Raw genomic sequence first — 19,362 nt, 5'->3', positions numbered from 1 at the left:
CACCGACCGTCCACAGAAAACTGGTGCCCGCCCCCATGGTGGGAGCGGGCACCGGTCTTTGACGAACCGTCAGTCGGTCAGTCCACCTCGGCCACGGCCTGCGCGAACTGCGCCTTGTAGAGCCGGGCGTACGCGCCGTCCTGCAACAGCAGCGAGGTGTGGTCGCCCTGTTCGACGATCGCGCCGTTCTCCATCACCAGGATGGTGTCGGCGTCGCGGATCGTGGAGAGCCGGTGGGCGATCACGAACGCCGTGCGGCCCGCGCGCAGCTTGGCCATGGCGCGCTGGATCAGCACCTCGGTACGCGTGTCGACCGAGCTCGTCGCCTCGTCCAGGACCAGGATCGACGGCTCCGCCAGGAACGCCCGCGCGATGGTGATCAGCTGCTTCTCGCCCGCGCTGACGCCGGTGCCCTCGTCGTCGATGACGGTGTCGTAGCCCTCGGGGAGGGTCCGCACGAAGCGGTCGACGTGGGCGGCCTTGGCCGCCGCGACGACCTGGTCGCGGGTGGCGCCCTCGGAGCCGTAGGCGATGTTCTCGGCGATGCTGCCGCCGAAGAGCCAGGTGTCCTGGAGCACCATGCCGATGTGGCTGCGCAGCTCCTCGCGGTTCATGGCCGCGATGTCCACGCCGTCGAGCGTGATCCGACCGCCCGTCACCTCGTAGAACCGCATCAGCAGGTTGACCAGCGTGGTCTTGCCCGCGCCGGTCGGGCCGACGATGGCCACGGTGTGGCCGGGGTCGGCGACCAGCGACAGGTCCTCGATCAGCGGCTTCTCCGGGTCGTAGCGGAAGGCCACGTGCTCGAAGGCCACCTTGCCCTGGACGATCTCCGGACGCTCCGGCTGCTCCGGCTCCGGCGTCTGCTCGGGCGCGTCCAGCAGCTCGAAGACGCGCTCGGCCGAGGCCACGCCGGACTGCACCAGGTTGGCCATCGCCGCGACCTGCGTCAGCGGCTGGCTGAACTGGCGCGAGTACTGGATGAAGGCCTGGACGTCACCGATCGACAGCGCCCCGGACGCCACCCGCAGACCGCCGACCACGGCGACCGCGACGTAGTTGAGGTTGCCGATGAACATCATGCACGGCTGGATCAGACCCGAGATGAACTGCGCCCGGAAGCTGCTCGCGTAGAGCTTCTCGTTCTCCTCGTGGAACTGCGCCGCGGCCTCCTCCTGGCGGCCGAACACCTTGACCAGCGAGTGGCCGGTGTACATCTCCTCGATGTGGGCGTTCAGCTTGCCGGTGGACTTCCACTGCTGGACGAACTGCGGCTGCGCCCGCTTGCCGACCTTGGCCGCGATCACGGCCGAGGCCGGGATCGACACCAGCGCGATCAGCGCCAGCAGCCAGGAGATGTAGAACATCATCGCCAGCACGCCCACCACGGTCAGCAGCGAGGCGATGATCTGCGACATCGTCTGCTGGAGCGTGGTGGCGATGTTGTCGATGTCGTTGGTGACCCGGCTCAGCACCTCGCCGCGCGGCTGCTTGTCGTAGTAACTCAGCGGCAGCCGGGACAGCTTGTCCTCGACGTCGCCGCGCAGCCGGTTGGCGGCACGCTGCACGGCCACGTTGGCCAGCCGCGCCTGGATCACGCCGCACAGGCCCGCGAAGGCGTAGATGAGCGCGGCCCAGAGCAGCACCGTGCCGACCGCGCCGAAGTCGATGCCCACACCCGGGGTGAAGTGGATGGTGGAGAGCAACTCCTGCTGCTGGTGGGAGGGCGCGTGCCCGCCCGAGACGGCCTGCGGGTGCTTGCCGATCAGCTTGCCGATGTAGCCGCCGAAGATCAGGTCGGTCGCGTGACCGAGCACCTTCGGGCCTATGACCTGGAGCGTGACGCTGACCGTGGCCAGCGCCAACACGCCCAGGATCAGCGGCCGTTCGGGCCGCAGCCGGCCCAGCAGCCGCTTGCCGGAGACCTTGAAGTCCATCGACTTCTCGCCGGGCTGCGCGCCCATGAACCGGCCCGGCCCCATGGCCGGTCCGGGACGGCGGCTCGCCGCCGCCTTCGCCTCGTCGCCTCCGCTACTCACGCTGTGCCCTTCTCGGTCGCTCGTGCTCCGCTTCGGTTCCGCTTCGGCCGGGGGTCTGCGCTGCTCGTTCCTCGCAGTGCAGACCCCCACCCTGCGCTGCTCCTCAGCTGCGCGCTCACGCGGCCTCCTCCTCGGTGAGCTGCGAAAGGACGATCTCGCGGTACGTCTCGTTGTCGTCCATCAGTTCGTGGTGCGTGCCCTCGCCGACAACCGCGCCCTCGTCGAGGACGATGATCCGGTCCGCGTCGCGGATGGTGCTGACGCGCTGGGCGACGATGACGACGGTCGCCTCGGAGGTCTCCTGCGACAGCGCCGCCCGCAGCCGGGCGTCGGTGGCGTAGTCGAGCGCCGAGAACGAGTCGTCGAAGAGGTAGATCTCCGGCCTGCGGACCAGCGCGCGGGCGATGGCCAGACGCTGCCGCTGACCGCCGGAGACGTTGGTCCCGCCCTGCGCGATCGGGGCGTTCAACCCCTCGGCGAGCTCGCTGACGAAGTCCTTCGCCTGCGCGGTCTCCAGCGCGGCCCAGAGGTCCTCGTCGGTCGCGTCCGGGTTGCCGTAGCGGAGGTTGGAGGCGACGGTGCCGGTGAAGAGGTAGGGCTTCTGCGGCACCAGCCCGATCGTCCGGGCCAGCAGCGCCGGATCCAGCTCGCGCACGTCGACGCCGTCGACGAAGACCGAGCCGTCGGTGGCGTCGGAGAGCCGGGGGATCAGGTTGAGCAGCGTGGTCTTGCCCGCGCCGGTCGAGCCGATGATCGCCGTGGTCTCGCCCGGACGCGCGGTGAAGGTGACGTCCCGCAGCACGGACGCCTCGGCGCCCGGGTAGCGGAACTCCGCGCCGCGCAGCTCCAAGAACCCGTGACGCGACAGCTCGCGCACCGGGCTGCTCGGCGGGACGACCGTGGTGTCGGTGTCCAGCACCTCCTGGATGCGCTCGGCGCAGACCTCGGCGCGCGGCACCATCATGAACATGAAGGTGGCCATCATGACCGACATCAGGATCTGCATCAGGTAGCTGAGGAACGCGGTCAGCGCACCGATCTGCATGCCGCCGCTGTCGATCCGGTGCGCACCGAACCACATCACGGCCACGCTGGACAGGTTCACCACCATCATGACCAGCGGGAACATCAGCGCCATCAGTCGGCCGACGCGCAGACCGACGTCGGTCAGGTCGTCGTTGGCCGCCTGGAAGCGGTCCCGCTCGTGGGTGTCCTTGACGAAGGCCCGGATCACGCGCAGGCCGCTGATCTGCTCGCGCAGCACGCGGTTGACCGTGTCGATCCGCTCCTGCATGGAGCGGAACAGCGGACGCATCCGGCTGACGATGATGCCGATCATGACGCCCAGGATCGGGACGATGGCGACCAGCAGCGTCGACAGCTGGACGTCCTGGTTGAGCGCCATGATGATGCCGCCGACGCACATGATCGGCGCGGAGACCATCAGCGTGAAGGTCATCAGCACCAGCATCTGCACCTGCTGCACGTCGTTCGTGCTGCGGGTGATCAGCGACGGAGCGCCGAACTGGCCCACCTCACGGGTCGAGAACTCCTGGACCCGGTTGAAGACGGAGGCGCGCATGTCGCGGCCGAGGGCCATGGCGGTGCGGGCGCCGAAGTACACCGCGCCGATGGCGCAGACGACCTGGGCCAGCGTGACCCCGATCATCACGCCGCCGGTCTGCAGGATGTAGCCGGTGTCGCCCTTGACCACGCCGTTGTCGATGATGTCGGCGTTGAGGGTGGGAAGGTAGAGGGTGGCGATCGTCTGGACCAGCTGGAGCAGTACCAGCAGGGTGATCGGCCTGGAGTAGGGCCTCAGGTGGGCGCGCAGGAGTCGGATCAGCACTCGGGTCTCTCAGTGAAGCTCGGTAGTGCTCGGGCGTGGGGTGTTCTGGACAGTCGCATGGCTCTGGGTGCTGTGGCGCTGGGGTGCGGGCTTTGTGCGGATATGACGAGGGGACGGAGTGAGCGATCCTCATCTGCGTACACCGTACCCGGTTGTCGGGCGGGCGGCTATGGATTTATTGCGCCTCGCGGGCCCGCATGCTACGTGCGCGCGGTGTACGGTCGGTTTCCGAGTGCGCGGCGGCTCATCGTAGATAGCTTACCTGCCGACCGGCAAGTAGTGTGGTCCACACCACAGATCCCCCCTTACGCACAGGGCGAGAACGGCCTACTCTGATCGTTGCTTGCCAGTTACTGATGAGTTAAATAAACATCAGCAGCATCAGCAGCCACCCCCTGTGCACCACCCCACTTCTGCATCACCCCAGCGCAGCACCGTGTCACCGCAGCACCCGCGTCACCTCTGCACCGCCCCCGCCGTCCGCACCGCATCAGCCCTCCCGCCGCCCCATACCGGCCGGACGGGCACCGGAGGAAGCCGTGAGCTTGAAGCCGCTCGTCGCAGAACCCCTGCTGGACAACCGCCCCGAGTCCGTTGCCCAGCTTTTCCTGGCCCGCGTGGCGGCCACCCCCGACCGGGTCGCCTACCGCTACCCCGTGCCGGTGGACGAGCACGCCGCGGACGGCACCCCGGGCGCCGAGCAGTGGCGACCGATGACGTGGGGCCAGGCGGCAGAGCGTGTGCAGCACATCGCGGCCGGGCTGATGTCCCTGGGGATCGAGCCGGAGCAGCGCGTCGGCATCTCCTGCTCCACCCGCATCGAGTGGATCCTCGCCGACCTCGGCATCATGTGCGCGGGCGCGGCCGTCACCGCCGTCTACCCGAGCACCAACGCCGAGGAGACCGCGTTCATCCTCTCCGACTCCGGCAGCCGCGCCATCGTCGTCGAGGACGCCAAGCAGCTCGCCAAGATCCTCGGTGTGCTGGCCGAGACGCCCGAGCTGCGGTCGGTCGTCACCATCGACGGCAGCAAGCCCGAGGGCGACGCGGCCTCCGCTGCCGCTGCCGCGGGGGTCGAGGTGCTCGGCCTGTCCGAGCTGGAGGAGCGCGGCGCCGCCCACCTCAAGGACCACCCCGACGAGGTCACCGACGCCGTCGCCGGGATCAAGCGCGAGCAGTTGGCCACGCTGATCTACACCTCCGGTACCACCGGCCGTCCCAAGGGCGTCCGCCTGGTCCACGACTGCTGGTCCTACCAGGCCGCCGCGCAGTCCTCGCTGGGCCTGACCGACGACACCGACGTGCAGTACCTGTGGCTGCCGCTGTCGCACGTCTTCGGCAAGACGCTGACCTCGGGTCACATCCAGCAGGGCTCGGTGATCGCCGTCGACGGTCGCGTCGACAAGATCATCACCAACCTGCCGGTGGTCCAGCCGACGTACATGGCGGCCGCGCCGCGCATCTTCGAGAAGGTCTACAACGGCATCGCCAGCAAGGCCCGGGCCGAGGGCGGCGCCAAGTACAAGATCTTCATGTGGGCGGCCGGCGTCGCCCGCGAGTACGCCGAGACCGCGCAGAAGAACCAGATCGCCACCGGTGCGCGGACCGTCCCCTTCCCGCTCCAGGCCAAGCACGCGGTCGCGGACAAGCTCGTCTACGCGAAGATCCGCGACGCCTTCGGCGGTCGGCTGCGTGCCTGCGTCTCCGGCTCGGCGGCGCTCGCGCCGGACATCAACTTCTTCTTCTCCGGCGTCGGCGTCCACATCCTGGAGGGCTACGGCCTGAGCGAGAGCAGCGCCGGCTCCACGGTCAACCCCGGCGAGGGCTACCGCGTCGGCACGGTCGGCCGCCCGCTCCCGGGCACCGAGGTCCGCATCGCCGAGGACGGCGAGGTCCTGCTCCGCGGCCCCGGCGTCATGCGCGGCTACCACAACCAGCCGGAGAAGACCGCCGAGGTCCTGGAGTCCGACGGCTGGTTCCACACCGGCGACATCGGCGAGCTCGACAAGGACGGCTTCCTGCGGATCACCGACCGCAAGAAGGACATGTTCAAGACCTCCGGCGGCAAGTACGTCGCCCCGAGCGAGGTCGAGGGCCGGTTCAAGGCGGTCTGCCCGTTCGTCAGCAACATCCTGGTCATCGGCAACGGCCGCAACTTCTGCACCGCGCTGATCACCCTGGACGAGCCAGCCATCATGCAGTGGGCGGGCGACAACGGCCAGGCCGGCAGGTCCTACGCCGAGGTCTGCACCTCGCCGGAGACGCACAAGCTGATCAGCGGCTTCGTCGACGAGCTCAACGGCCAGCTGCAGCGCTGGCAGACGGTCAAGAAGTTCACCGTCCTCCCGCGCGACCTGGACATCGAGCACGGCGAGCTGACGCCGAGCCTGAAGGTCAAGCGCCCGGTCGTGGAGCGCGAGAACGCGGCGCTGATCGAGGCGATGTACGAGGGCTCGCGCGAGGCCTGACCGGTAGGCCCGGCGGAAGCCTGACCGCTGGGCCCGGCGGAAGGCCGGGCGGCAGACCCATTGTCCGCGACCCCTCGGGGATCGCGGACAATGGGTCTCATGCCTTCCGCTCTGCCTGACGGCGAAGCCGTCCCGGCTGACGGTTCGCTTCCCGAGACCGCCCTCGCCGGGCTCGGGACGCGTCCGTTCGGCTTCTACGTCCACGTGCCCTACTGCGCCACCCGCTGCGGGTACTGCGACTTCAACACCTACACCGCGACGGAGCTGCGCTCCTCCGGCACGGTGGCCTCGCAGGAGACGTACGCCGAACACCTGGTCGCCGAGATCCGCACGGCCCGCAAGGTGCTCGGGGACGCGGACGTGCCGGTGGAGACCGTCTTCCTCGGCGGCGGCACGCCGACGCTGCTGCCCGCCGCCGACCTGGTCCAGATGCTCACCGCGATCCGCGACGAGTTCGGCCTCGCGCCCGGCGCGGAGGTGACCACCGAGGCCAACCCGGAGTCGGTGGACCCCGCGTACCTCGCGGAGCTGCGGGAGGGCGGCTTCAACCGGCTCAGCTTCGGCATGCAGAGCGTCCGCCCGCACGTGCTCCAGCTGCTCGACCGGCACCACACCCCCGGCCGCCCGCAGGCCTGCGTCGCGGAGGCACGCGAGGCCGGGTTCGAGCACGTCAACCTCGACCTGATCTACGGCACCCCGGGGGAGTCGGACGACGACTGGGCCGCCTCGCTCGACGCGGCGCTCTCGGCGGAGCCGGACCACATCTCCGCCTACGCGCTGATCGTGGAGGAGGGCACCAAGCTGGCGTCCCGGATCCGGCGTGGGGAGATCCCGATGACCGACGACGACGTCCACGCCGACCGCTACCTCCAGGCCGAGGAGCGGCTCACCGCCGCCGGCATGGAGTGGTACGAGGTCTCCAACTGGGCCACCTCGAAGGCCGCCCGCTGCCGCCACAACGAGTTGTACTGGACCGGCGCGGACTGGTGGGGTGCGGGACCGGGCGCGCACAGCCACGTCGGCGGCGTCCGCTGGTGGAACCGCAAGCACCCCGCCGCCTACGCCGCCGCCCTCGCCGCGGGCGAGACCCCGGCGCAGGGGCGTGAGCGTCTCGCGGACGAGGACCGCCGCGTCGAGCGCATCCTGCTCGAACTCCGCCTCTCCGAGGGCTGCCCGCTGACCCTCCTCCAGCCGGCCGGCCGCGAGGCGGCGGACCGCGCTCTCGCCGACGGCCTGCTGGCCCCCGAGCCCTTCGCCCAGGGCCGCGCCGTCCTCACCCTGCGCGGCCGGCTGCTGGCCGACGCCGTCGTCCGCGACCTGGTGGACTGACTCGAACTGGGTCTGGTTCAGGCGGGGTTGAGCGCCTCGCGCAGGGCGCGCAGCCAGTGCGCGGTGGTCCGCCGGGCCAGTGTGCTGTCCGGCGCGAACGCCTCGAAGAGGTGCCACGCGCCGGGGACGTCCTTGATCTCGACCGGGACGTCCGCCTCGATGAGCCGACGCGCGAAGTCGAGGCCCTCGTCCCGGAGCGGATCCAGGCCGCAGGTCAGCACGTAGGCGGCGGGCAGTCCGCGCAGGTCGGCGGCGCGGGCGGGTGCGGCGTAGGCGGGGGCGTCGCCGCGGTCCGGGCCGAGGTAGGTGTCCCAGGTGTGGCGTATGCCGGGGCCGTTGGTGAAGCGGGTGTCGGTCACCCGCCGCCGGGACGGGTAGTCGTCCCGGTCGTCCAGCAGCGGGATCAGCAGGCCCTGGAAGGCGACCGCCGGACCGCCCCGGTCGCGGGACATCAGGCAGACCGCCGCCGTCAGCGAGGCTCCGGCCGACGCCCCGGCGACGGCGATCCGGTCCGGGTCGATGCCGAGCTCCTCCGCGTGGGCGGCCGTCCAGACCAGCGCGGCGTAGCAGTCCTCCACCCCGGCCGGGTAGCGGTGCTCCGGCGCGAGCCGGTAGTGCACGTTGACGACCACCGCTCCTGCGGCGACGGCTGCCTGACGGGCCATCGGGCTCGGCCCGTCCAACTCGCCGAAGGAGAAGCCACCGCCGTGGATGTAGAGCACGGCGGGCAGCGGGTGCGCCGCGTCGTGCGGCAGTGCCGTGGGGCGGACCATCTGGAGGTCGATCCGGTTGCCGTCCGGGCCGGTGCAGGCCGCCTCCTCGACCTGGACGGACGCGTCGGCGGCGGCCGCCGCCATCCACGGTGCCATGAGCGCCTTGAACCCGTCCCTGGTCGCCCGGATGTCGGCCACGGGGTTCTCGGGACGCTCGGGGAGCTTCTCCAGCACGGGGGCGAGCTCGGGGTGAACGTAGGACATCACGGCTGTCGACCTCCGCGGTCGTTGGATGGTCTCACTGATACGGTCGCGCTGATATTGAGGCTATGGTCTCAGTGATACGGTGTCAATGAGGTCATTGTGCGGGACCGGGCGAGCAGGAGGCGGCAGCGTGGCAGCGGATGTGCAGGAAGATGTGCAGGCAGATGCGCAGGAGGAGTGCAGCCCCTCCGGGTACGTCGTCCTGGGCCTGATCGCCCGGCACGGGCCGATGACGCCCTACGAGCTCAAGGCGCGGACGGAGGAGAGCGTCCAGTTCTTCTGGCCCATCCCGCACGCGCAGCTCTACCGCATCCCGGCACGGCTAGCCGAACTCGGACTGCTGCGCGAGGAGGCGGAGGAGGACGGGCGGCGACGCCGGGTCTTCCACCTGACCGACGCCGGACGCGCCGCGCTCGCCCGCTGGCTGGCCAACCCGCACGCCCCGGAGCCGGAGACCCGCGACCCGGCCCAACTCAAGCTCTTCTTCGCGGACCTGGGCGCCCCCGCCGACGTCGTCGCACTGGCCCGGGAGCGCTCCGCCCAGCACCGCCGCTGGCTCGACCTCTACGAGACCCGCCTCGCCGACCTCGACGAGCTTGCCGAGACGTCACAGCGCGACGGCACGCACGGCGAGCAGACCCTTGCCCGACGACGCATCCTCACCCTGGCCGCCGCCCACGAGCGGGCTTACGTGGAGTACTGGACGTCCCTCGCCCGCGAGTCCCTCGCCGCCGCGGTCGACCCGGAGTAGGCGCGCCGGTCAGCCGCCGCAGACGTCGTTGAGGTGGTTGGCGTCGGTCTGGACGTTGGGCAGGGCATCCTTGCCGAGCTCGTCCATCTGCACGTCCAGTCGCACGGCCTGGATGCCATCGCGCACGGTCGCGTTCTGGGCGGTGGCCTCGGCGTGGCGCAGCATGGCTTCGTCCTGCGCCAGCTGACCCTGGCTCGGCTGGGAGGTCAGGTCGGAGTCCAGGGCCGGCAGGGCGCTGCGCAGGGCCTGGCAGGCAGGGTCCTTCCTGGTGTCGGAGTAGGACGTGGTGTCGAGCACGCTGAAGGTGATCAGGGCGAGCACCGGGGCGATGATCAGGCCCAGGACGGCCTGGCTCGTTCCTGCGCCGCCGAGTCGGCGGGCCCGGAAGAGGGCGACGGCCGACACGATCAGACCCACCGGCCAGACCAGCACGGCCAGCGCCAGTCCCCACGGCGCCAGGCCGTTGGTCCGCGACTCGGGCCGGGGCCGGTCCAGTAGCGAACCTCTCGCTGCGGTGCTGTCCCCGGTCGTGTTCTGTGTGCTCGTCACTACGGCCCCCTCCGTGGCGGCGACAAGACCCCCCTGTCGCACAGTTCGTCCACAATGAGCGGACAGGCTAGCGCCACGGCTCCGCGCGAGCCAAGAAGTCTCAGCTGGTGACGAAGTCGATGAGTTCCTCGACGCGGCCGAGGAGCGACGGGTCGAGGTCCTTGTAGGAGTGGACCGAGCCGCGGATGCGCTTCCAGGCGGCGGAGGTGTCGAGGGGCCAGCCGAGGCGGGAGCAGATGCCCGTCTTCCAGTCCTCGCCGCGCGGGACGTCCGGCCAGGCGGGGATGCCGACGGCGGCGGGTTTGACGGCGGCCCAGATGTCGATGAACGGGTGGCCGACCACCAGCACGTGATCGCCTGTCACCTGGGCGGCGATCCGGGACTCCTTGGAGCCGGGGACCAGGTGGTCGACCAGGACGCCGAGGCGGCGGCCCGGTTCGGGGCCGAACTCGGCGACGATGGCCGGGAGATCGTCGATGCCTTGGAGGTACTCGACGACGACGCCCTCGATGCGCAGGTCGTCGCCCCAGACCCGCTCCACCAACTCGGCGTCGTGGACGCCCTCGACGTAGATCCGGCTCGGCAGCGCGACCCGGGCCTTCGCGCCCTGGACGGCGATCGATCCGGACGCCGTCCGTCCTCTCGCCACCGCCGTTCCCGCTGCCGGTGCGCTGCCCGTCGGGCGGACTAGGGTGACCGGCTTGCCGTCGATCAGGAAGCCACGCGGCGTCATCGGGAAGACGCGGTGCTTGCCGTGGCGGTCCTCCAGGGTGACGGTGAACCCCTCCGCCGTCTTCTCGCAGCGGACGACCGCGCCGCAGAAGCCCGTGGACGGCTCCTCCACCACCAGGTCCCGTTCGGCGGGGACCTCCGGCACCGCGCTGGGGCGCTTCCACGGGGGCGTCAGATCGGTCATGCCACGGGCGTCGTAACGGCTCACGCCCTGAACAGTACCCACAGGACCCACAGGACCGATCGGACGATCGCTACAGACCGGGCGCGCCCCAGACCGGGAACCAGCGGGTCAGGTCCTGCTCGATGCGGAGGTCGTTGCCGATCATCGCCTTGATCTGGATCTCCAGCGGGTTGTCCCGCTTCTCGCCGGGCAGCGGGGCGAAGGGGTAGAAGGCGCCGCGCTTGTAGAGGTAGACCAGCGCGAACCGACGGCCCTGCCCGTTCTCGAAGTTGACGAGGGTGCAGAGCAGCTGGGGCCCGAACCCCTGGGACTCCAGCGCCGAGTTGACCGCGTGGACGTCGTTGACCAGCGAGACGATGTCGTCCGGGTCCTGGCGGGCGGTGATCCAGGAGTAGCCGTACGAGTCGCGCGGGGTGACCTCGACTGGACGGCCGGCGCGGCTGCTGTCGGCGTCCAGCAGGGCCTGGACCTCCTGCTGGACCTCGGCGAACGCGCCGCCCTCGGCCGGGGCGAAGCAGACGGAGCCGACGCCGGTGGGCTTGTAGCCGGCCGCGGCCTCCAGGGTGATGGCCGCCGAGGGCAGGCCGAAGAGCTGGTCCAGATCCGGCTTGACCGGCTTGGTGCGGCCGAGCAGGGCGTCCAGGAAACCCATCGCCGAGTTGTCCTCTCTCTGTCTCTGTATCTCTACGAGGTATCTCTACGAGCTGTGTCTACATCTCTACGAGATCTCTACGCCTGCGGGGAGGGACGAGAGGGTCAGCCGCGGCCGAGCTCGCCGGAGATCTTGCCGAGCTGCTCCAGGCGCTGCTGCAGCGTCGGGTGGGTGGAGAAGGCGTTGCCGACCGCCTCGCGGGCCGAGAGGGCCGGGGCGAAGTAGAAGGCGTTGAACGGCTGGGCCTGGCGCAGGTCCTGGGTCGGGATGGCGCCGATGTCGCCGGTGACCTTGGTCAGCGCGGAGGCCAGCGCCGACGGCTTGCCGGTGAGCAGCGCGGCCGAGCGGTCCGCCGAGAGCTCGCGGTAGCGGGAGAGCAGGCGGGTCAGCAGGAAGCTGATGGCGTACACGATCGCGCTGACCGCGATCACGGCCAGGATCGCCATGCCGGTGTTGTCGTTGTCGCGGTTGTCCCGGCGGTCGAAGCCGCCGAACATCCCGAACTGCAGGCCGACGCGGGTGATGATGCCGGCCAGCACGCCGAGGAACCCGGCGATGGTCATCACCGCGACGTCGCGGTGCGCGACGTGGGACAGCTCGTGCGCGAGGACGCCCTCGAGCTCCTCCGGCTCCAGGCGGCGCAGCAGACCGGTGGTGACGCACACCACAGCGTTCTTCTCGTTGCGGCCGGTGGCGAAGGCGTTCGGCATGTCGCTCTGCGACACCGCGACGCGCGGCTTGGGCATGTCGGCCAGCGCGCACAGCCGGTCGATCGCCCCGTGCAGCTCCGGGTACTCCTGCGGGGAGACCTCGCGCGCGCCCATGCTGAACGCGGCGATCTTGTCGCTGAACCAGAACTGCACCACGAACAGGCCGCCCGCGATGACGACGACGATCGGCCACGCGCCACGCAGCACGACCAGCAGCACGCCCACGAAGACCACGAACAGCAGGCCGATCAAGAACATCGTGATCAGCATGCGGCTGGTCAGACCGCGGTCCGGCGCGAAACGAGTCCTGGACATGGTGTCCCTCCTGGGCGGTGAACTGCGGCTGCAATTCTGCCTTGCCGCGCTGGGTCTGTGGGCCGCCCTCGGTATGTGGTACGTCTGACGAGGTCCAGTCGTTCCGGTCGCGGACCGTGGCGCTTTACACTGACAGCTGACCGATCCTGGCACTCGTATGTCCAGAGTGCCAGAGCCGATGTAGTGACGAGATCAGTTCGAGCAGTGTTTGTCAGAACGAGCGGTGCCGTACAAGCACCGCAGGCCGACCGGACCGACTGGAGGTGCGTACCGTGCCCGAGGAGCGCCGGCTCGACGACCGCAAGCTTGCGGTGCTGCGGGCCATCGTCCAGGACTACGTCGGCACCGAGGAGCCTGTCGGTTCCAAGGCGCTGGTGGACCGGCACAACCTCGGCGTCTCGTCGGCCACGGTCCGCAACGACATGGCCGTCCTCGAGGAGGAGGGCTACATCCACCAGCCGCACACCAGTGCCGGCCGGGTGCCCACCGACAAGGGGTACCGGCTCTTCGTCGACCGGTTGACGGAGGTCAAGCCGATGTCGGTCGCCGAGCGCCGGGCCATCACCAACTTCCTCGACCACGCCGTCGACCTGGACGACGTGGTGGCGCGCACGGTCCGGCTGTTGGCGCAGCTCACCAGACAGGTGGCGGTGGTCCAGTACCCCTCGCTCACCCGTTCCACGGTGCGGCACGTCGAGCTGGTCCCGTTGACGCCTACCCGGGTGATGCTGGTGCTGATCACCGACACCGGCCGGGTCGAGCAGCGCATCGTCGACTGCCCGGGGCAGGTGGGCGAGGTCATGCTGGGCGACCTGCGCACCCGGCTCAACGCCCGGGCGGCGGGGCAGCGCTTCGCCGAGGTGCCGACGCTGCTCCAGGACCTGCCGGAGACCTTCGCCCTCCAGGACCGGGCCTCCGTCACGACCGTGCTCTCCACTCTCTACGAGGCTCTGGTCGAGCAGACCGAGGAGCGCGTGGTCATGGGCGGCACGGCCAACCTGACCCGGTTCCCCCACGACTTCCCGCTCACGATCGCGCCGGTGTTGGAGGCGCTGGAGGAACAGGTGGTGCTCCTTCGACTGCTCGGGGAGACCGCCGATCCTGGTGTGATGGTCAGGATCGGCCACGAGAACGCCTACGAAGGGCTCAATTCCACGTCCGTCGTCTCGGTGGGCTACGGTTCCGGCGAGGAGACCGTCGCCAAGCTCGGGGTGGTCGGGCCGACTCGGATGGACTACCCGGGAACCATGGGGGCCGTCCGGGCGGTTGCACGGTACGTGGGTCAGATCCTGGCCGCGTCGTAGTAGCAGCACGGCAGGCACACGGTAGCCAGGCGCACGGCAGGCGCACGAGCCTCACACGGAGAACAGCGGAGCATTTTGGTGGCCACGGACTACTACGCGGTACTCGGCGTCCGACGGGACGCGGGTCAGGACGAGATCAAGAAGGCTTTCCGCCGGCTGGCGCGTGAGCTGCATCCTGACGTCAACCCGGACCCGAAGACCCAGGAGCGGTTCAAGGAGATCAACGCCGCCTACGAGGTGTTGTCGGACCCGAGCAAGCGCCAGGTCTACGACCTGGGCGGCGACCCGCTCTCGTCCACTGGCGCGGCCGGTGGCGCGGGCGGCTTCGGGACGGGCGCGGGCTTCGGCTTCAGCGACATCATGGACGCCTTCTTCGGCGCGGCCGGTGGCCAGCGCGGTCCGCGGTCGCGGACCCGGCGCGGCCAGGACGCCATGATCCGGATCGACATCGATCTGGAGGAGGCGGCCTTCGGCACGACCAAGGAGATCCAGGTCGACACCGCCGTCGTCTGCAACACCTGCAACGGCGAGGGCGCGGCCCCCGGTACCTCCGCGCAGACCTGTGACATGTGCCGTGGTCGGGGTGAGGTCTCCCAGGTGACCCGGTCCTTCCTGGGCCAGGTCATGACCTCGCGTCCGTGTCCGCAGTGCCAGGGCTTCGGCACGGTCGTGCCCACCCCCTGCCCCGAGTGCGCCGGCGACGGCCGGGTCCGCGCCCGCCGCACGCTGACGGTCAAGATCCCGGCCGGTGTCGACAACGGCACCCGGATCCAGCTGGCCGGCGAGGGCGAGGTCGGCCCCGGCGGCGGCCCGGCCGGTGACCTCTACGTCGAGATCTCCGAGAACGCCCACGAGATCTTCCAGCGCCGCGGCGACGACCTGCACTGCACGGTGACCCTGCCGATGACGGCGGCGTCGCTGGGCACCAAGGTCCCGCTGGAGACGCTGGACGGCGCGGCGGAGATCGACATCCGGCCCGGCACCCAGTCCGGCCAGTCCATCCCGCTGCACGGCCGGGGCATCACCCACCTGCGCGGCGGCGGGCGTGGCGACCTGATAGTGCACGTCGAGGTCCTGACGCCGAGCAAGCTCGACGCCGAGCAGGAGGACCTGCTGCGCAAGCTCGCCAAGCTCCGCGGCGAGGAGCGCCCCTCGGGCCAGTTCGCGCCGGGGCAGCAGGGCCTCTTCTCGCGCCTCAAAGATGCGTTCAACGGTCGCTGACCCCCTCCCGTAAGACCCTTCCGAAAGAGCACCGACGTGACCGCGCCCGTCTTCCTGCTGGACGCCGACCGCTTCGCACCCGTGGGCGGGCTGGTCCGCCTGGAGGGCGCGGAGGGGCGGCACGCCGTCTCGGTCAAGCGGTTGACCGTCGGTGAGGAGGTCGTCCTCACCGACGGCGCGGGTCGGGGCGTGCGCGGGGCCGTCGCCTCGGTGGAGGGCAAGGACGTCCTTGACGTCACCGTCACCGAGGTGCTGGACGAGCCGGAGCCGGAGCTGCGGATCACTGTCGTCCAGGCGCTGCCCAAGGGGGACCGGGGCGAGCTGGCCGTCGAGTTGATGACCGAGGTCGGCGTCGACGAGGTCGTGCCGTGGGCCGCTTCGCGCTGCATCACGCAGTGGAAGGGCGAGCGGGGCGCCAAGTCGCTGGCCAAGTGGCGGGCCACCGCGCGCGAGGCGGGCAAGCAGTCGCGTCGGCTGCGCTTCCCCGTGGTGCAGGACCTGATGACGACCCGTCAGGTCTGCGCGCTGCTCGCGTCGGCGACCGTCCCGGGTGTGCTGCACGAGGAGGGGGCCGCCGCGCTCGCCTCCGCGCCGCTGCCGGTCTCGGGCTCGGTGGTCCTCGTCGTCGGGCCGGAGGGCGGCGTCTCGCCGGACGAGCTGGACGCCTTCACCACCGCCGGTGCGGGCGCGTACCTGCTCGGGCCGTCCGTGCTGCGGACCTCCACGGCGGGCGTGGCCGCGGGCGCGCTGCTGCTGGGGCGCAGCGGGCGCTGGGGCTGACAACTCCGCCTCCCGGTAACCCTGCGCTCGCGGTAACCCTGCTCGTCCCGGACGCGCTCGCCGTCACTCTGCTCGCTCCGGACGCGCTCACAGCAAATACGCGTGCGCACGGCCGGGGCCTCGGCTAGCTTGCGCCTGATGCTTACAACAGACGGATATCTCAGCTACCCCGACATCCACGGTGACCTGGTCGCCTTCGTCGCCGAGGACGACGTCTGGCTGGCGCCGGTCGACGGCGGCAGGGCCTGGCGGGTCAGCGCCGACCGCGTCCCCGCGGCCAGGCCCCGGTTCTCGCCGGACGGAACCCAGTTGGCGTGGGCGTCGACCCGCGACGGCGCTCCGGAGGTGCACGTCGCGCCCGTCGCCGGAGGCCCGGCCCGACGGCTGACCCACTGGGGCAGCGCCAAGACCGGCGTGGCCGGGTGGACCGAGGCCGGTGAGGTGCTCGCGCTGAGCACCCAGGGCCGACGCTCCCGGGCCCACACCTGGGCCCACGCCGTCCCGCTGGACGGCGGCCCCGCCCGGACCCTGCCCTACGGCCGCCTGGGCGGCCTGGCCTTCGGCGCCGACGGGGTGCTGCTCGTCTCGGCGGGCACGGGCCGCGAGCCCGCGCACTGGAAGCGCTACCGCGGCGGCACGGCGGGCAAGCTCTGGATCGCCGCCGGGGACGGAAACGCGGCGGAGGGGCCGGAGTTCAGCCGGATCCACGCGGAGCTCGACGGCAACATCGAGTCGCCGATGTGGGTCGGCGACCGCATCGCGTTCCTGTCCGACCACGCGTCGGGCGAGGGCGACACCGAGCCGGTGGGCCGGCTCTGGTCCAGCCTGCCGGACGGCGGCGACCTGCGCTGCCACACCGAGCACGGCTTCTACGCCCGCAACGCCGCCACCGACGGCCGTCGCGTGGTCTACCACTGCGCCGGTGAGATCTGGCTGTTGGACGACCTGGACGAGGGCACCCGGCCGCGCCGGCTGGAGATCGTCCTGGGCGGGCCGCGCACCGATCGGCAGCCGTACCCGATCTCCGCCGCCGACCACCTCGGCACGGTCTCCCCGGACGCGGAGGCGCGGGCCAGTGTCGTCGAGGTGCGCGGCACCGTGCACCTGCTGACCCACCGTGACGGCCCCAGCCGCGCGCTTGCGGTCACGCCCGGAGTGCGGAACCGGCTGCCGCAGCTGCTTCCTGACGGCTCGTCGGTGTGGGTCACCGACGCCGAGGGCGACGACGCGCTGGAGTTCTCCGACGGCCGCCGCGTGCTGGGCGGACGCCTCGGGCGCGTCGAGGAGCTGGCCGTCTCCCCGGACGGCAGCCTGCTGGCGGTCGCGGACCGGCTCGGCCGGATCCTGCTCGTCCCGGTCGCGGAGCCGGAGGCGCTGCGCGAGGTCGACCGCAGCGACTTCGAGCAGGCCGAGGGGCTCGCCTTCTCGCCCGACTCGCGCTGGCTGGCCTGGTCGCACGCGTCCGCAGTCGAGGGGACGATGCGTCAGATCCGGCTGGCGCCGACGGACGGCGGCGTGTCGACGGAGGTGATCGAGGCGACGCCGGTCCGGTTCCGCGACTGGTCGCCCGCGTTCACCGCCGACGGCAAGCACCTCGCCTTCCTCTCCGCCCGTGACTTCGACCCGGTCTACGACCAGCACGTCTTCGACCTGTCGTTCCCGCTGGCCGCGCGTCCCCACCTGCTCACCCTCGCCGCCGAGACGCTGTCCCCCTTCGGCCCGCAGCCCGACGGCCGGGCCCCGGGCGGAGGCGCGGACGTCGACGGCGGCAAGGACGGGGCAGCGGCAGCGACCGCGCCCCGGACGGTGGTCGACACCGACGGCCTGGCGTCCCGGATCGTGCCGTTCCCGGTGCCGTCCGGGCGGTACGGGGAGCTGAAGGCGGTCAAGGGCGGCGTCGCCTGGCTGCGCCACCCGCTCGTCGGCAACCTGGGCACCGGCAGGGCCACGCCCGACGCGAGCGCCGAACGCAGCTCGCTGGAGCGGTTCGACCTCGCGAAGCTGCGGGTCGAGACCCTGGTCGACGCGCTGGACGGCTACGCCGTCTCCGGTGACGGCAGCCGACTGGTCGTCAAGGACCACGGCGAGCTGACCGTCCTGCCCGCCGACCGCAAGGTCGACAAGGACGAGAAGGACGACCGGGTCGTGGTGGACCTCGGCCGGATCCGGGTGACCGTCGACCCGACCGCCGAGTGGCGGCAGATGTTCGACGAGACCGCCCGGCTGATGCGCGACAACTTCTGGCGCGCGGATCTCGGCGGCGTCGACTGGGACGCCGTCCAGGCCCGCTACCGTCCGCTGGTGGAGCGGCTGGGCAGCCACGGCGACCTGGTCGACCTGCTCTGGGAGCTCCAGGGCGAGTTGGGCACCTCGCACGCCTACGTCACCCCGCCCGGCAACGGACCGGACAAGGCGCGTCGGCAGGGCTTCCTCGGCGCCGACCTGGCCCGGGACGAGCAGGACGTCTGGCGGGTGTCCCGGGTGCTGCCGACCGAGTCCTCCGCTCCGGAGGCGCGGTCCCCGCTGGCCGCCCCCGGCGTCGCGGTGCGGGCCGGGGACGCGCTGGTGGCGGTGGACGGGCGTCCGGTCGACCCGGTCACCGGACCGGCCCCGCTGCTGGTCGGCACGGCAGGGAAGCCGGTCGGGCTGACCGTCCGGCGCGGCGGCGAGAGCGACGAGCGCACCGTGGTCGTGGTGCCGCTGGCGGACGAGGAGCCGCTGCGCTACCACGCCTGGGTCGCGGACCGTCGCGCCCACGTCCACGCCGCCTCGGGCGGACGGCTCGGCTACCTGCACGTGCCGGACATGGTCAGCAACGGCTGGGCGCAGCTCCACCGCGACCTGCGCACCGAGATCGGGCGGGAGGGCCTGGTCGTGGACGTCCGGGAGAACCGCGGCGGCCACACCTCGCAGCTGGTGATCGAGAAGCTCCACCGCCGGGTCATCGGCTGGGACCTCCCGCGCGACAGCCTGCCGGCCACCTACCCGTTCGACGCCGCGCGCGGGCCGATGGTGGCGGTGACGGACGAGTTCGCCGGTTCCGACGGGGACATCGTCGGCGCGGCCTTCCAGGCGCTGAAGCTCGGTCCGGTCGTGGGCGTCCGCAGTTGGGGCGGCGTGATCGGCATCGACGGCCGCTACCAGCTGGTGGACGGCACCGACGTGACCCAGCCGCGCTACGCGACCTGGATGGAGGGCTACGGCTGGGGCCTGGAGAACCACGGCGTCGACCCCGACGTCGAGGTCGTCTGCGCCCCGCAGGACTGGGCGGCGGGACGCGACCCGCAGTTGGACGAGGCGGTCCGGATCGCCCTCGCCACCCTGGCGGAGCACCCGGCGGCCCAGCCCCCGGCCCTGCCCGCGCTGTAGCTGCCTGATGTGCGGCTGCCCGGGCCGTGGCCGCCTGAGCTGTGGCTCCCTGTGGAAGCCCGCCCGGGCTGTCGGCAGTCCTCGGTACGATGCACGCGTAGCGAGGACTGCTGACGCGCGAGGAGCGTAGGGG

Annotated in this window: 14 protein-coding genes; 7 read left to right on the top strand and 7 right to left on the bottom strand. The window is 71.3% G+C overall.

Annotation, left to right across the window (positions count from 1 at the left end; genetic code table 11):
• Positions 1 to 77: 77 nt before the first annotated feature.
• Together I2501_RS20005 and I2501_RS20000 are read right to left on the bottom strand one after the other, a co-directional pair.
• Positions 78 to 1,964 carry an ABC transporter ATP-binding protein gene (locus I2501_RS20005; protein ID WP_215909820.1) on the bottom strand — a complete coding sequence of 629 codons (1,887 nt, stop codon included), beginning with the start codon at positions 1,962 to 1,964 and terminating at the stop codon, positions 78 to 80.
• A gap of 190 nt (positions 1,965 to 2,154) precedes the next feature.
• The gene (locus tag I2501_RS20000) at positions 2,155 to 3,888 is read right to left on the bottom strand and encodes an ABC transporter ATP-binding protein (protein WP_196195500.1); all 1,734 of its coding nucleotides are present in this window, start codon (positions 3,886 to 3,888) and stop codon (positions 2,155 to 2,157) included.
• A 539-nt stretch (positions 3,889 to 4,427) separates the two neighbouring features.
• On the opposite strand from I2501_RS20000, the gene I2501_RS19995 reads away from it, so the two are divergent.
• Together I2501_RS19995 and hemW are read left to right on the top strand one after the other, a co-directional pair.
• Positions 4,428 to 6,356, top strand: coding sequence for an AMP-dependent synthetase/ligase (locus I2501_RS19995; RefSeq protein ID WP_328806497.1), 1,929 nt, complete (start codon positions 4,428 to 4,430; stop codon positions 6,354 to 6,356).
• Between the two features lie 99 nt (positions 6,357 to 6,455).
• Positions 6,456 to 7,685, top strand: a complete 1,230-nt coding sequence (hemW, locus tag I2501_RS19990) for a radical SAM family heme chaperone HemW (RefSeq protein WP_196195499.1) — start codon at positions 6,456 to 6,458, stop codon at positions 7,683 to 7,685.
• Positions 7,686 to 7,702: 17 nt separating this feature from the next.
• On the opposite strand, the gene I2501_RS19985 is transcribed toward hemW, so the two are convergent.
• Positions 7,703 to 8,662 carry an alpha/beta hydrolase gene (locus tag I2501_RS19985; RefSeq protein ID WP_196195498.1) on the bottom strand — a complete coding sequence of 320 codons (960 nt, stop codon included), beginning with the start codon at positions 8,660 to 8,662 and terminating at the stop codon, positions 7,703 to 7,705.
• A 130-nt stretch (positions 8,663 to 8,792) separates the two neighbouring features.
• Here I2501_RS19985 and I2501_RS19980 point away from each other — a divergent pair, with 130 nt between their 5' ends.
• Positions 8,793 to 9,413, top strand: a complete 621-nt coding sequence (locus I2501_RS19980) for a PadR family transcriptional regulator (RefSeq protein WP_196195497.1) — start codon at positions 8,793 to 8,795, stop codon at positions 9,411 to 9,413.
• 9 nt (positions 9,414 to 9,422) lie between these two features.
• Here the strand turns inward: I2501_RS19980 and I2501_RS19975 are convergent, their stop codons facing one another.
• From I2501_RS19975 to htpX, 4 genes are all read right to left on the bottom strand, one after another.
• Entirely contained in the window at positions 9,423 to 9,962 is a 540-nt protein-coding gene (locus I2501_RS19975) for a DUF485 domain-containing protein (RefSeq protein WP_196195496.1), read from the bottom strand.
• 100 nt (positions 9,963 to 10,062) lie between these two features.
• Positions 10,063 to 10,878: a DUF3097 domain-containing protein gene (locus I2501_RS19970; RefSeq protein ID WP_196195720.1), complete on the bottom strand. Its 816-nt coding sequence runs from the start codon at positions 10,876 to 10,878 to the stop codon at positions 10,063 to 10,065.
• Positions 10,879 to 10,948: 70 nt separating this feature from the next.
• Entirely contained in the window at positions 10,949 to 11,530 is a 582-nt protein-coding gene (gene pspAB / locus I2501_RS19965) for a PspA-associated protein PspAB (protein ID WP_196195495.1), read from the bottom strand.
• 104 nt (positions 11,531 to 11,634) lie between these two features.
• Complete coding sequence (gene htpX / locus I2501_RS19960) at positions 11,635 to 12,555, bottom strand: zinc metalloprotease HtpX (protein ID WP_196195494.1); 921 nt, start codon at positions 12,553 to 12,555, stop codon at positions 11,635 to 11,637.
• 272 nt (positions 12,556 to 12,827) lie between these two features.
• On the opposite strand from htpX, the gene hrcA reads away from it, so the two are divergent.
• The 4 genes from hrcA to I2501_RS19940 all read left to right on the top strand — a co-directional run bounded on the left by hrcA (position 12,828) and on the right by I2501_RS19940 (position 19,229).
• Positions 12,828 to 13,859 (top strand): heat-inducible transcriptional repressor HrcA, encoded by a 1,032-nt coding sequence (gene hrcA / locus I2501_RS19955; protein WP_328806496.1) that lies wholly within the window; start codon positions 12,828 to 12,830, stop codon positions 13,857 to 13,859.
• Positions 13,860 to 13,937: 78 nt separating this feature from the next.
• The gene (gene dnaJ / locus I2501_RS19950; protein WP_196195492.1) at positions 13,938 to 15,080 is read left to right on the top strand and encodes a molecular chaperone DnaJ; all 1,143 of its coding nucleotides are present in this window, start codon (positions 13,938 to 13,940) and stop codon (positions 15,078 to 15,080) included.
• A 36-nt stretch (positions 15,081 to 15,116) separates the two neighbouring features.
• Positions 15,117 to 15,860, top strand: a complete 744-nt coding sequence (locus I2501_RS19945) for a 16S rRNA (uracil(1498)-N(3))-methyltransferase (protein ID WP_196195491.1) — start codon at positions 15,117 to 15,119, stop codon at positions 15,858 to 15,860.
• Positions 15,861 to 15,998: 138 nt separating this feature from the next.
• Positions 15,999 to 19,229 carry a S41 family peptidase gene (locus tag I2501_RS19940; RefSeq protein ID WP_196195490.1) on the top strand — a complete coding sequence of 1,077 codons (3,231 nt, stop codon included), beginning with the start codon at positions 15,999 to 16,001 and terminating at the stop codon, positions 19,227 to 19,229.
• The last annotated feature ends 133 nt before the right edge of the window (positions 19,230 to 19,362 follow it).

The sequence above is a fragment of the Streptacidiphilus fuscans genome (genome assembly GCF_015690355.1).
GTDB lineage: Bacteria > Actinomycetota > Actinomycetes > Streptomycetales > Streptomycetaceae > Streptacidiphilus > Streptacidiphilus fuscans.
Note: the sequence above shows the minus strand (reverse complement) of the source record. Positions and strands in the feature narration are given on the sequence as shown.

What these genes read in the sequence shown, in the direction of transcription:
- htpX (WP_196195494.1), bottom strand. Translation starts at nt 12,555, where the DNA reads ATGTCCAGGACTCGTTTCGCGCCGGACCGCGGTCTGACCAGCCGCATG.
- I2501_RS19985 (WP_196195498.1), bottom strand. Translation starts at nt 8,662, where the DNA reads ATGTCCTACGTTCACCCCGAGCTCGCCCCCGTGCTGGAGAAGCTCCCC.
- hemW (WP_196195499.1), top strand. Translation starts at nt 6,456, where the DNA reads ATGCCTTCCGCTCTGCCTGACGGCGAAGCCGTCCCGGCTGACGGTTCG.
- I2501_RS19970 (WP_196195720.1), bottom strand. Translation starts at nt 10,878, where the DNA reads ATGACCGATCTGACGCCCCCGTGGAAGCGCCCCAGCGCGGTGCCGGAG.
- I2501_RS19940 (WP_196195490.1), top strand. Translation starts at nt 15,999, where the DNA reads ATGCTTACAACAGACGGATATCTCAGCTACCCCGACATCCACGGTGAC.
- pspAB (WP_196195495.1), bottom strand. Translation starts at nt 11,530, where the DNA reads ATGGGTTTCCTGGACGCCCTGCTCGGCCGCACCAAGCCGGTCAAGCCG.
- I2501_RS20005 (WP_215909820.1), bottom strand. Translation starts at nt 1,964, where the DNA reads ATGGGCGCGCAGCCCGGCGAGAAGTCGATGGACTTCAAGGTCTCCGGC.